The 13,905-nt window shown below is 33.0% G+C and carries 10 protein-coding genes; all 10 read left to right on the plus strand.

Annotation, left to right across the window (positions count from 1 at the left end):
* Positions 1-8 precede the first annotated feature (8 nt).
* The 10 genes from tgt to aspS all read left to right on the plus strand — a co-directional run bounded on the left by tgt (position 9) and on the right by aspS (position 13,896).
* On the plus strand, positions 9-1,148 hold the full coding sequence (gene tgt / locus P3U32_RS05730) for a tRNA guanosine(34) transglycosylase Tgt (RefSeq protein ID WP_323704653.1): 1,140 nt from the start codon (positions 9-11) through the stop codon (positions 1,146-1,148).
* A 12-nt stretch (positions 1,149-1,160) separates the two neighbouring features.
* Positions 1,161-1,424 (plus strand): preprotein translocase subunit YajC, encoded by a 264-nt coding sequence (gene yajC, locus P3U32_RS05735; protein ID WP_323704654.1) that lies wholly within the window; start codon positions 1,161-1,163, stop codon positions 1,422-1,424.
* 168 nt (positions 1,425-1,592) lie between these two features.
* Entirely contained in the window at positions 1,593-3,884 is a 2,292-nt protein-coding gene (gene secDF / locus P3U32_RS05740; RefSeq protein WP_323704655.1) for a protein translocase subunit SecDF, read from the plus strand.
* A 176-nt stretch (positions 3,885-4,060) separates the two neighbouring features.
* A complete protein-coding gene (gene recJ, locus P3U32_RS05745; RefSeq protein WP_323704657.1) occupies positions 4,061-6,355 on the plus strand; it encodes a single-stranded-DNA-specific exonuclease RecJ in 2,295 nt (764 codons plus the stop codon).
* The gene (locus P3U32_RS05750; RefSeq protein ID WP_323704658.1) at positions 6,355-6,873 is read left to right on the plus strand and encodes an adenine phosphoribosyltransferase; all 519 of its coding nucleotides are present in this window, start codon (positions 6,355-6,357) and stop codon (positions 6,871-6,873) included. The genes recJ and P3U32_RS05750 overlap by 1 nt, the downstream gene beginning before the upstream one ends.
* 138 nt (positions 6,874-7,011) lie before the next feature.
* Positions 7,012-9,201 (plus strand): RelA/SpoT family protein, encoded by a 2,190-nt coding sequence (locus P3U32_RS05755; RefSeq protein ID WP_323704659.1) that lies wholly within the window; start codon positions 7,012-7,014, stop codon positions 9,199-9,201.
* A gap of 12 nt (positions 9,202-9,213) precedes the next feature.
* Positions 9,214-9,666 (plus strand): D-aminoacyl-tRNA deacylase, encoded by a 453-nt coding sequence (gene dtd, locus P3U32_RS05760; protein WP_323704660.1) that lies wholly within the window; start codon positions 9,214-9,216, stop codon positions 9,664-9,666.
* Entirely contained in the window at positions 9,663-10,535 is an 873-nt protein-coding gene (locus tag P3U32_RS05765; RefSeq protein WP_323704661.1) for an N-acetylmuramoyl-L-alanine amidase family protein, read from the plus strand. Before dtd ends, P3U32_RS05765 begins: the two co-directional genes overlap by 4 nt.
* A gap of 323 nt (positions 10,536-10,858) precedes the next feature.
* Positions 10,859-12,124 (plus strand): histidine--tRNA ligase, encoded by a 1,266-nt coding sequence (gene hisS, locus P3U32_RS05770; protein WP_323704662.1) that lies wholly within the window; start codon positions 10,859-10,861, stop codon positions 12,122-12,124.
* Positions 12,124-13,896 (plus strand): aspartate--tRNA ligase, encoded by a 1,773-nt coding sequence (gene aspS, locus P3U32_RS05775; protein WP_323704663.1) that lies wholly within the window; start codon positions 12,124-12,126, stop codon positions 13,894-13,896. The genes hisS and aspS overlap by 1 nt, the downstream gene beginning before the upstream one ends.
* The last annotated feature ends 9 nt before the right edge of the window (positions 13,897-13,905 follow it).

Below are 13,905 nucleotides of genomic sequence, written 5' to 3' on the forward strand. Positions count from 1 at the left end.
GTTACACTATGCCTGCAGTAACATATGAACACATTAAAACGTGTAAACAATCTGGTGCAAGATTAGGAATTGTGCATACACCTCATGGGTCATTCGAAACACCTATGTTTATGCCTGTTGGTACTAAAGCAACAGTTAAGACGATGAGTCCTGAAGAACTTAAACAAATGGAAGCGAAAATCATATTGAGTAATACCTATCATTTGTGGTTACAACCTGGAAGTGATATCATTTCTAAAGTGGGTGGATTACATAAGTTTATGAATTGGGATGGACCTATTCTAACTGATTCTGGTGGATTTCAAGTTTTTAGTTTGAGTGATATGAGAAAAATTGAAGAAGAAGGTGTACATTTTAGACACCATTTAAATGGATCTAAATTGTTCTTAAGCCCAGAAAAAGCAATGCACATACAAAATGATCTAGGTTCAGATATCATGATGGCATTTGATGAATGCCCGCCTATGCCTTCTGAATATGATTATGTTAAGAAATCTATCGAGCGAACATCTAGATGGGCAGAGAGATGTCTTGAAGCGCATCGCCGTCCAGAAGATCAAGCCTTATTCGGCATTATCCAAGGTGGAGAATATAATGATCTTAGAGAGCAAAGTGCCAAAGATTTAGTTTCATTAGATTTCCCTGGCTATGCAATTGGTGGTTTGTCTGTAGGGGAACCAAAACCTGTTATGTACAGAATGGTTGAACATACAACACCATTAATGCCATTTAATAAGCCAAGATATTTAATGGGTGTTGGATCGCCTGATGCATTAATCGAATGCTCTATTAGAGGTATCGATATGTTTGATTGTGTATTACCAACACGTATCGCTAGAAATGGAACATGTATGACTTCTCAAGGTAGAGTAGTGATAAAGAATGCGAAGTATCAACAAGATTTATCACCACTTGATCCAGAATGTGATTGTTATACTTGTAAAAACTATACGAAAGCATATTTGCGTCATCTGATTAAAGCAGATGAAACTTTTGGAATTCGTCTTACTACTTATCATAATTTACATTTCTTATTAAAACTGATGGAAAATGTTCGTCAAGCAATAAGAGAAGATCGATTACTAGATTTCAAAGATGAATTTTTTGAGCAGTATGGGCTAAACGTAGAAAACCCAAAAAACTTTTAAAGGAGTATCAATATGGACATGTTAGTACAATTATTACCAATTATTTTAATTTTTGCACTTGTTTGGTTCTTAATGATTAGACCACAACAAAAAAGAGCAAAAGAACATCGCGAATTATTAAATCGTTTAGAAGTAGGTCAAAAAGTAACTTCAATTGGCGGAATCAAAGGTACAGTTAGAGCAGTTGATGAGTCAATCGTTGTTGTATCTGTAAACGATAAAGGTCAAGAAATTACATTTGAAAAACCAGCAATCAAACAAGTAGACCCATCATAAAATAGTTTACTTTTAATTGATTTTGGTATATTATTATTTAACATATTTATTCTTAAAAGACATGGTTATCCATGTCTTTTTTTGATACATGAATGTTATGGCTATTCAATCACTGTAGATGTATGCTATAACATATATAGTGAACTAAAAAATGTAAGAGGTGTTATCGTGAAAAAGCGGAGTAGAATCATAGCCTTTTTACTTCTAGCAGTGTTGATTTTTAGTTTAATAGGATCAACTACAAAAGATATTACGAAGAATGTAAATTTAGGTTTAGACTTACAAGGTGGATTTGAGGTACTTTATCAAGTTAATCCTTTAGATAAAGGAGATAAGATTGATAAGGATGCTGTTAAATCGACTGCAAAGACTTTAGAATCACGTGTAAACGTATTAGGTGTTTCTGAACCGAAGATTCAAGTCGAGGAAGGTAACCGTATTCGTGTTCAATTAGCTGGTATTAAAGACCAAAGTGAAGCACGTAAAGTACTTTCAACACAAGCGAATTTAACAATCAGAGATGCTAAAGACAGAGTGTTATTATCAGGTAAAGACTTAGTTCAAGGTGGAGCGAAACAAGGCTTCAAAGACAATACAAACGAAGTTGCCGTGACGCTTAAACTGAAAGATGCTAAGAAATTTAAAGAAGTAACTGAAAAAGTATCCAAAATGAATCCTAATCTAATGGTAATTTGGATGGATTATCAAAAAGGTGACAGTTACGCGAAAGAAGCGAAAAAAGAACAACAAGGTAAGAAACCGAAATATATTTCAGCTGCAACAGTTAGCCAACCAATCAATTCTGAAAATGTTGAAATTTCAGGTGGATTTAAAGGTGAAGATGGCGTGAAAGATGCCAAACAAATCGCTGACTTATTAAATTCAGGTTCATTACCAGTTAAATTAGATGAAGTTTATTCTACATCTGTAGGTGCACAATTTGGTAAAGATGCATTACATGAAACGATTCTTGCTTCAGCAATTGGTGTAGGAATTATATTCTTGTTTATGCTCATATACTATCGTTTACCAGGTTTAGTAGCAGTAATTACACTAAGTGCATATGTGTATTTAACATTATTAGCGTTTAACTTTATTTCAGGTGTATTAACGTTACCTGGACTTGCGGCACTTGTATTAGGTGTCGGTATGGCAGTTGATGCGAATATTATTATGTACGAACGGATTAAAGATGAACTGCGGATAGGTAGGACATTACAACAAGCATTTAAAAAAGGTTCTGGATCATCATTTATCACTATTCTTGATGCCAATTTAACGACTATTTTAGCTGCTTTAGTACTATTCGTATTTGGTGAAAGTTCCGTTAAAGGTTTCGCCACAATGTTATTATTAGCAATATTAATGAGTTTTGTGACGTCAGTGTTCTTTACTAGAGTACTACTTTCCTTACTTATCAATTCAAACTACTTCAAGAAAAAATATAGTTGGTTTGGTGTCGGTAAAAAAGATAGACATGATATTAGTGAAAGATTAGAAGTTCATGACTTAAGTACGAAGTATGATAAAATTAATTTTGTGAAATTAGCAAAACCACTATTAACATTCAGTATCATAACAATAATAGTAGGGGCAATAATTGTTTCTATATTTAAATTGAACTTAGGAATTGATTTCACAAGTGGTACGCGTGTGGATTTACAGTCCGATCAAGCGATTAAAACTGAACAAGTATCGAAAACAATGAAAGATATGGGCTTAGATCCATCACAAGTAACAACGAGTGGTTCAGGTAATAAGATGGCTACTGTACAATTTAAAGATGCTTTAAATAAATCTGAAATTCAAGATGTAAAATCGACCTTTGATAAAAAATTAGGCCACGATCCAAATGTAAGTACAGTTTCACCAGTAGTTGGTCAAGAACTTGCTATGAATGCTTTAAAAGCAATGTTCTACGCGGCACTCGGTATAGTTATCTATGTTTCCTTCAGATTCGAATGGAGAATGGGTACAACAGCTGTATTAGCTTTATTACATGACGTATTCATGATTGTAGCTGTATTTAGTTTATTCAGGTTAGAAGTGGATATCACATTTATAGCTGCGGTATTAACCATTATCGGTTATTCTATTAATGACACCATTGTTACGTTCGACCGGGTTCGTGAGAATTTACGTAAAGTTAAAGTGATTAAAGATCCAGAAACAATCGACATGATAGTTAATTCATCAATCAGACAAACGATGACGAGATCAATCAATACAGTACTAACCGTCGTTATTGTTGTTGTTGCATTGTTGATACTTGGCTCACCTAGTATCTTTAACTTCTCACTTGCACTATTAATCGGTTTAATATCAGGTGTATTCTCATCAGTCTTCGTTGCTGTACCTTTATGGGGTATGTTGAAGAAGAGACAACTTAAGAAAAGTGAAAATGGTAAATTAGTTGTTTATGAAGAGAAAAAATCAAATGACGAAAAAATACTTGTATAATAGATTGAACTAATCAAATCTAAAATGATAAATTGAATATCAATTAAAAATAAAGTCTGAGACAGAAATAAATGTCTCAGACTTTATTTGTTTTAATTAGTTCAATTGAAAGTGTTTGGTAGAGAAACGATTGATTTTCATGTATAATATTTTGAGTAGAAATGAGGAGATGAGTTATGGCTAAAGCACGTTATCAATGGACAGTTTCTGATAACAAAGAAACCATTGAACAGAAAATCATTAAGAAATTTAATATTTCTCCGCTTTTAGAAAAAACTTTGATTTCTAAAGGATATACATCCGAAGAAGATATCACTTCTATTTTATCTAAATCATCATTATTTCATGACCCGATGCTGTTAAGTGATATGGATAAAGCAGTGACGAGAATCAATAAAGCAATTGAAAATGAAGAAAAGATATTAGTATACGGTGACTATGATGCTGATGGTGTAACATCGACGACTATTTTAGTGAAAACTTTAGAGTCATTAGGTGCTATTGTTGGTTGGTATATACCAAATAGGTTCACAGAAGGATATGGTCCGAGTGAAGCTGCATTTAGAAATGCTTATGATGAAGGTGTCTCATTGATCATAACAGTAGATAATGGTATTCAAGGACATCATGAAATAGATGTTGCTAATGATCTTGGTATTGATGTCATTGTTACAGATCATCATGAATTTGGTAAAACGAAACCTAATGCATTTGCAATTGTACATCCTTTACATCCTGACTTTAACTACCCATTTAAATATTTAGCTGGTGTAGGTGTTGCTTATAAGTTATCTAAAGCATTAAATAATGATATACCTGAGTCTTTTCTCGGTTTAGTAGCAATTGGTACGATTGCTGATTTAGTGAGTTTAACTGATGAGAATCGTTCTATGGTTAAAAAGGGTTTAAGATATTTAAATGAAGAACCATCACCAGGTATAAAGGCATTACTAGATGTTGCAGAATTTACTGATGAAGTAAGTGAACAAACAGTAGGGTTTATTATTGGTCCTAGACTAAATGCAGTCGGTCGATTAGATGATGCTCGACTTGCTGGCGAATTACTTATGAGTGAAGATTTGGATGAAGCTGCCTTCTTAGCTGAAGAGGTGGATCAATTTAATATTGAACGTAAGGCTATCGTAGAAGAGATTACCGAAGAAGCGATTGAACTAGCTGAAGAAGAAGTACAACAAAATGTTCAATTCTTGATATTAGCTAAAGAAAATTGGAACGAAGGTGTGCTTGGTATTGTCGCATCTAGAATTGTAGAGAAATATCATTTACCTACAATTGTTCTAAATGTAGATCTTGAAAAAAATCACGCTAAAGGTTCTGCAAGAAGTATTGAACAAGTATCTATGTTTGAATTTCTTCAAAATCATTCTGAATTGATTCAAAAGTTTGGTGGTCATCATATGGCTGCAGGTATGACTTTAGAAATCGATGCAATAGAATCGTTAAAACAAGCATTAAACAAAGATATGCATGAATTGACTTCAGGTATACCTTTATTACCACAACTTACTGTTGATGCACAAATTGATATTTCTGACGTAACTGTTGATAATATATTTGATTTAGAAAGATTACGACCATTTGGCACAGATTTAACGTCACCACTGTTTTCTATAAACAATGTCCAAGTACAATCTGCAAAGGGCATTGGCCAAGGTGAAAAACATCTTAAATTAGCTTTAACAGATAAAAATATAGCGGCATTACATTGGAATAACGGTCATCTAGTTGCTGATATATCAAATGACATGCAAATTCATGTTGCCGGCAGTTTAAATGTTAATGAGTGGAATGGTCATCAATCACCTCAAATTATCATAAAAGATATTGATTTCAGTAACGAACAGACATTTTTTGATTACAGAAGTAAAAACAAGCATGATTTGCTGAAAATTAATCAAACAAATGCTGTATTTTTCATAAACGAAAATGAGGAAAAACTTAACGACAATTATATTTATTATGGTGAACAATTTGATGGTGACATTGAAACGTGTGTACTGAGAGATTTACCAAAAAACATAGAAGCGTTTAAACAGACATTAAGTCAAATTCAGGCGCAAAAAGTATACTTAGTCTTTAAAGGAAATGCGAGTGCATACTTTGAAGGCATACCGAATGATCAGAAATTCAAAGCGGTATATAAAGCTTTATATAGTAAGCCAGATACAAATATTCAAACTGAAGGTATGCCATTGTGCAATTACTTGAAAATTAAACCTGATGAATTGAAATTTATACTGAATTGCTTTTATGAGTTGAAGTTTATTACAATAAAAGATGGTATAATTAATATAAATAAAGATGCGGAGAAGCATGACATTCATACCGCACCGTTATATAAAGCAAAACAACAACAAATAGAAATAGAGAAGACTTTGTTGTACAATGATAGCCAATCGTTAATTGCGTGGGTTCAATCGTTGATAAGCAACATTGAGGAGGAAGTATAATGGATTTAAAGCAATATGTTTCAGAGGTACAAGATTGGCCGAAAGCTGGCGTTAATTTTAAAGATATTTCAACAATTATGGATAATGGTGATGCATATAAATATGCTACAGATCAAATTGTGAGTTATGCAAAAGACAAACAAGTTGATATCGTAGTAGGTCCTGAAGCGAGAGGATTTATTATTGGTTGTCCAGTATCATATGCAATGGGTATTGGTTTTGCACCTGTTCGTAAAGAAGGTAAATTACCACGTGAAGTCATTCGTTACGAATATGATTTAGAATACGGATCAAATGTACTTACAATGCACAAGGATGCTATTAAACCAGGTCAACGTGTACTTATCACGGATGATTTATTAGCAACTGGTGGTACAATTGAAGCGGCAATTCATTTAGTAGAATCATTAGGTGGTATTGTAGTAGGTATCGCATTCTTGATTGAATTGAAATATTTAAATGGTATTGATAAACTTGAAGGATATGATGTTGTTTCATTAATATCATACGATGAATAGAATATAACAATAAAAACAAGGCTGAGGCATTTATGCTCCAGCCTGTTTAATTATCTTTAAATAACTGTGGCATAATACAGTTATTAATTGGTATAATAGCAATATTAATGAGAATTTATATGATGAGGTGGTGTCCCTATGAATAAAGAATATCCTTATAGTGCTGATGATGTCCTATATAAAGCTAAAAGTTATTTATCTGAAGATGCATATCGACTTGTTGTGAAGAGTTATGATTTAGCTTTTAAAGCGCATCAAGGACAAATTAGGAAGAATAATTTACCCTATATTATGCATCCGATTCAAGTCGCTGGAATTTTGACGGAAATGAAATTGGATGGACCAACAATCGTAGCTGGATTTCTACATGATGTTATTGAGGATACACCTTATACGTATGATGATTTAGTTGAAATGTTTAATGAAGAAGTCGCGATTATCGTTGATGGTGTAACTAAATTAAAAAAAGTTAAATATAAATCTAAAGAAACGCAACAAGCAGAAAATCATCGTAAATTGTTTATTGCAATTGCGAAAGATGTTCGCGTTATTTTAGTTAAATTAGCAGATAGACTACATAATGTGAGAACTTTAAAAGCAATGCCTAAAGAAAAACAAAAAAGGATTGCGAAAGAAACTTTAGAAATCTATGCACCACTTGCGCATAGATTAGGTATCAATACAATTAAGTGGGAATTAGAAGATATTTCTTTACGCTATATTGATAGTGTGCAGTATTTTAGAATTGTAAACTTAATGAAGAAGAAAAGAAGTGACCGTGAGACATATATTTCTAATGCGATTCGGGATATTGAATCAGAAATGGAAGATATGGATATCGCTGGTGAAATAAATGGTAGACCGAAACATATCTACAGCATTTATAGAAAAATGGTTAAACAAAAGAAACAATTTGAGCAAATTTTTGATTTATTAGCCATTAGAGTAATTGTGCCTTCTATTAAGGATTGTTACGCTGTATTAGGCCTTGTACATACTTTATGGAAGCCTATGCCAGGTAGATTTAAAGACTATATTGCGATGCCTAAACAAAATATGTATCAATCATTACATACGACTGTAGTTGGACCTAATGGGGATCCACTTGAAATTCAAATAAGAACGTATGAAATGCACGAGATTGCTGAACACGGTGTGGCAGCACACTGGGCATATAAAGAAGGTAAGAATTTAAGCAATAAATCTGAAGAATATTTACAAAAAATGAGCTGGCTACAAGAAATTGCTGAAACTGATAACACGTCACCTGATGCTGAAGAATTTATGGAATCTTTAAAATATGATTTGCAAAGCGATAAAGTTTACGTATTCACACCAGATAGTGATGTTGTCGAATTACCATACGGTGCAGTTCCGATAGACTTTGCATATGCAGTTCATAGTGAAGTCGGTAATAAAATGATTGGTGCTAAGGTTAATGGTAAAATTGTACCGATTGATTTCCGATTATCGACAGGTGATATTGTAGAAATACGTACGAGTAAGCACTCATATGGACCAAGTAGAGATTGGCTGAAAATTGTCCGATCTTCAAGTGCTAAAAGTAAAATTCGTAGTTTCTTCAAAAAACAAGACCGTTCTGCCAATATAGAAAAAGGTAAATTCATGATTGAATCTGAAATTAAAGAACAAGGATTCAATGTTGATGATGTACTTACTGATGAAAATATAAAAATCGTAAATGATAAATATAATTTTTCAAATGAAGATGATTTATATGCTGCAGTTGGATTCGGGGGTATTACTTCATTACAAGCCGTTAATAGACTTTCTGAGAAGATAAGAATCGAACGTAAGAAACAGTCTTTAAATCAAGTACAAGAAGTAAGTAAATCGATGCCGATTAAAGAGGATATACAAACAGATACGGGAGTATACGTTGAAGGCTTAGATAATATGCTTATTAAGCTATCTAAATGTTGTAATCCAATTCCAGGTGATGAAATTATTGGCTATATTACAAAAGGCCATGGCGTGAAAGTTCACCGTAAAGATTGTCCAAATATTATTAATGAAACAGAAAGATTAATTGATGTTGAATGGGTTAAAAATTCAAATGAACAAAAAAATTATCAAGTTGATTTAGAAATCACTGGATATGACAGAAATGGTTTGCTTAATGAAGTGTTACAAGTTGTGAATGCAATCAAAGTTCAGCTTGTTAAGGTTTCTGGTAAAGCAGATATAGATAAAAACGCAGTGATTAATATTAGTGTCATGGTTAAAAATGTAAATGATGTTTATAGAATCGTTGATAGAATCAAACAATTAGGTGACATTTATACAGTTAGCCGTGTTTGGAATTAAGAGGTGAATGATTTGAAAGTTGTTTTACAAAAAGTAAGCCAAGCTAAGGTTACATCAGGAAATATACAAAATGAAATTAACCAAGGTTACTTGTTATTAGTCGGTATCGGAGAATCATCAACATATTCAGATGCAGAAGTTTTGGCAAAGAAAATTGCAAAAACAAGAATATTTGAAGATGAAAATGGCAAAATGAATTTAGATATTCATCAAGTTAATGGTGAAATATTATCAATATCGCAATTTACAATTTATGCATCTGTTAAAAAAGGGAATAGACCAGGATTCTCAAACGCGAAGCGACCGGAAGAAGCATTAAAAATTTATGAGTATTTTAATGAACAATTAGAATCATATAATATTAATGTTAAGACCGGTGAATTTGGTGCACATATGGATGTTTCATTAACAAATGATGGACCTATTACGATTATTTTTGAAAGTAAGGAAGGTAACATTCAATGAACCAATTGCGCTTATGGTTTAAAAAGAATAAGCTAAAACCTATCCCGGTTATCAGTGCAGCTGCAATCGTGATTATATTGCTAATAGTGCTCATTAATGCACTAACACCTGATGGTAGTGATCCTAAAACACTATCTATGAAAGAAGATGGTGAACTTAGAACTGGACCAGCTGCATATTATCCAATTATCTTTGAAGTGAAAGATGGAGATAAATTTGAAATCACGGACCGTCAAGGTAAGTGGTTTGAAGTGAGTAATAAAGATAACGAAAAAGGCTGGATAGCAGGATGGCATACGAACTTAGATATTAAAGAAGACGTAAATCCAGTAGCTAAGCCACTTAAAGGTAAAGTGATAATATTAGATCCAGGACATGGCGGAAGTGATCAAGGTGCATCTAGTTCTAAACATAAAGATGTTACTGAAAAAGTGATCACTTTAAAAACAGCGAAAGAGCTTAAATCGATGTTAGAAGATGAAGGCGCTAAAGTGAAAATGACACGTTCAAATGATGATTATGTTAAATTGAAAGATCGCCAAGCAGACGGGGATGTGTTTATCAGTATTCACAACGACGCACTTGATTCTTCAAATCCACATGGATTAACAGTTTATTATCATCACGATTCTCAAAAAGATTTCGCTAATACGTTGCACACTTCGATAAATCAAAAATCAATACTTTCAGATAGAGGCGTTAGAAGCGAAAACTTCCAAGTTATTAGACAAACGAAACTACCTGCTGTATTGTTAGAGTTAGGATATATAAGTAATCCAACAGATGAAGATTTAATCGTTGATCGAAAATATCGACATATTGTAGAAACAGGTATTGTTGATGGATTGAAAGTTTACTTTTCAAATTAGTTATTGACTCAGATAATTTATAGGGTTAATATTAGTATAAATTATTAAATAGAATTATACACCGCATATTCTTGAATAGTGTGCAATATAAGTTGAAGACAGAGAGTATAACATTGGCTGAGAGTTATATGTAGACTTCGCATACTTTTGAACACAAGAAGAGGGAACTTTATGAAAGTAAAGTCGGTTAACACCCGTTACAATGTTGTAAAGTGAGTATTCATATATTTTGAATACTAATTAGGGTGGCAACACGGAAATTTCGTCCCTTGTATGCATAGTGCATACAAGGGGCTTTTTTTATTTTAAAGGAGGAAAATTTTATGATAAATATACCACGTGGTACTCAAGATATTTTGACGAAAGATAGTTATAAATGGCAGTACATTGAAAATAAATTACATGAATTAATGAAAATTTATAATTATAAAGAAATTAGAACACCTATTTTTGAAAGTACAGAATTGTTTAGTAGAGGTGTTGGCGATTCAACAGATGTTGTTCAAAAAGAAATGTATACGTTCAAAGATAAAGGTGATAGAAGTATCACATTAAGACCTGAAGGAACAGCGGGTGTTGTAAGAAGTTATATCGAAAACAAAATGCAAGGTGAACCAAACCAACCGCTAAAATTATATTATAACGGTCCGATGTTCAGATACGAAAGAAAGCAAAAAGGTAGATATCGTCAATTCGTTCAATTTGGTGTTGAAGCAATTGGTTCTGAAAACCCAGCAATTGATGTTGAAATCATTTCAATGTTGATGCACATTTATAAATCATTTGGACTTAAAAATTTAAAGCTCGTTATCAATAGTATTGGTGATGCAGAAACGAGAGCGAATTATACTGAAGCTTTGAAAGCACACTTTGAACCAGTCATCGATACATTCTGTAGTGATTGTCAAAGTAGATTGCACACAAACCCAATGCGTATTCTCGACTGTAAAGTTGATAGAGATAAAGAAGCGGTTAAAAATGCACCTAAAATTACCGAATATTTAAATGAATACTCTAAGCAATATTTCGATGATGTTAAGCAATTGCTTGATCAAATCGGCATTGAATATGAAGTGGATACAAACTTAGTACGAGGTCTAGATTATTATACACATACTGCATTTGAAGTTATGAGTAATGCTGAAGGATTTGGTGCGATTACTACTTTATGTGGTGGCGGTAGATATAATGGCTTACTAGAGTTATTAGATGGACCAAAAGAAACAGGTATTGGCTTCGCATTAAGTATTGAACGTTTATTACTTGCTTTAGAAGCAGAAGGAATTGAAATTGAACAAGAAGATTCAATCGAGCTCTTTATTGCGACAATGGGTGAAGAAGCTGATAAATATTCTGTACAATTGATTAATCAATTACGATCAGCTGGAATAAGCAGTGATAAAGATTATTTAGGTAGAAAGTTGAAAGGTCAGATGAAACAAGCTGATAGATTAAATGCAAAACATACAATCGTGTTAGGCGATAATGAATTAGCTAACAAAGAAGTAGAAGTGAAAAACATGGAAACAGGTGAGCAAACACTTGTGGCATTTTCAGAATTAGAGAATTATTTAAAGGTGGAATCATAATGAATAAAAGAACAACATATTGCGGGCAAGTAACAGAATCATTTATCGGAGAAACCGTTACATTAAATGGTTGGGTACAAAAACGTCGTGACTTAGGCGGATTAATATTTATTGATTTACGTGATAGAGAAGGCGTTGTACAAGTTGTATTTAATCCTGATTTTTCAGAAGAAGCATTAAACATTGCTGATAAAGTGAGAACAGAATATGTGATCCAAATTAAAGGTGTAGTTTCGAAAAGAGACGAAAAATCTGTTAATGATAAAATTAAAACAGGTAAAGTAGAAGTACAAGTGTCAGAAATGACGATTTTAAATGAATCAGAGACACCTCCATTTTCAATTACTGATATGAATGATATCGATGAAAATGTTCGCTTAAAATATCGCTATATTGATTTAAGAAGAGAAAGTTTAGCACAAACTTTCAAAATGAGACATCAAATTACACGTTCAGTTAGAAATTACTTGGACGAAGGTGAATTCTATGAAGTAGAAACGCCAGTTTTAACAAAATCAACACCTGAAGGAGCACGTGACTATCTTGTACCTTCTCGTGTGCATGATGGAGAATTTTACGCGTTACCACAATCACCTCAAATATTTAAACAATTACTTATGATTGGTGGATTTGATAAGTACTATCAAATTGTTAAATGTTTTAGAGATGAAGATTTAAGAGCGGATAGACAACCTGAATTTACACAAATAGATATCGAAATGAGTTTCGTTGATCAAGAAGATGTTATGAAGATGAATGAAGGATTAATGAAACGTATTATGAAAGATGTTAAAGGTATCGATATTACTACGCCATTCCCAAGAATGACTTACGCGGAAGCAATGGACCGTTACGGTATTGATAAGCCTGATACACGTTTTGATATGGAATTGATCAATTTATCAGGATTAGCTTCAAATATGGACTTTAAAGTGTTTAAATCAGCCGTTGAAAATGGTGGAGAAGTTAAAGCAATCGTTGTTGAAGGCGCTGCTAACGACTACTCAAGAAAAGATATTGACCAATTACAATCATTTGTAAGTATTTATGGTGCTAAAGGATTAGCTTGGGTAAAAGTGACTGAAGAAGGATTAAATGGTCCAATAAGCAAATTCTTCACAGAAGAAAATGTATCTGAATTATTAAGTACTACAAAAGCTACTGCTGGAGATCTTGTGTTATTCGTAGCAGATAAGAAAGACGTTGTGGCAGCAAGTTTAGCTCAATTAAGAAATAAATTAGGTAAAGAACGTGGATTAATTGATCCTAATAAATATAATTTCTTATGGGTAACAGATTGGCCGTTGTTTGAATATGATGAAGATGCAGACCGTTATGTTGCAGCACATCATCCATTCACAGCACCTAAAAAAGACCATGAAAGCATGTTAGAAACAGATCCAACAAATGTAGAAGCTAATGCATATGATATCGTATTAAATGGTTTCGAATTAGGTGGAGGATCAATAAGAATTCATAAAGCAGAACTTCAAGAAAAAATGTTTAAAGCACTTGGTTTCTCTGAAGAACAAGCTCAAGAGCAATTTGGATTCTTAATTGAAGCATTTAAATATGGTGCACCACCACATGGCGGAATTGCATTAGGATTGGATAGACTTGTTATGTTGCTTTCAGGCAGAACAAATTTAAGAGATGTTATTGCGTTTCCTAAGACTGCAAGTGCTTCTTGTTTATTAACAGATGCACCTAGTGAAGTGTCAAATAGTCAGCTACATGAATTACATTTGCAACTTGATTTAGATGAAAAATAATTAAAAGTT

The organism is Mammaliicoccus sp. Dog046 (assembly GCF_034039665.1).
Taxonomy (GTDB): Bacteria; Bacillota; Bacilli; order Staphylococcales; family Staphylococcaceae; genus Mammaliicoccus.

Excerpts from the sequence above, each read along its gene's own strand:
- tgt (WP_323704653.1), top strand. The coding sequence starts at position 9 with ATGCCTGCAGTAACATATGAACACATTAAAACGTGTAAACAATCTGGT.
- yajC (WP_323704654.1), top strand. The coding sequence starts at position 1,161 with ATGGACATGTTAGTACAATTATTACCAATTATTTTAATTTTTGCACTT.
- recJ (WP_323704657.1), top strand. The coding sequence starts at position 4,061 with ATGGCTAAAGCACGTTATCAATGGACAGTTTCTGATAACAAAGAAACC.
- P3U32_RS05750 (WP_323704658.1), top strand. The coding sequence starts at position 6,355 with ATGGATTTAAAGCAATATGTTTCAGAGGTACAAGATTGGCCGAAAGCT.
- P3U32_RS05755 (WP_323704659.1), top strand. The coding sequence starts at position 7,012 with ATGAATAAAGAATATCCTTATAGTGCTGATGATGTCCTATATAAAGCT.
- P3U32_RS05765 (WP_323704661.1), top strand. The coding sequence starts at position 9,663 with ATGAACCAATTGCGCTTATGGTTTAAAAAGAATAAGCTAAAACCTATC.
- hisS (WP_323704662.1), top strand. The coding sequence starts at position 10,859 with ATGATAAATATACCACGTGGTACTCAAGATATTTTGACGAAAGATAGT.
- aspS (WP_323704663.1), top strand. The coding sequence starts at position 12,124 with ATGAATAAAAGAACAACATATTGCGGGCAAGTAACAGAATCATTTATC.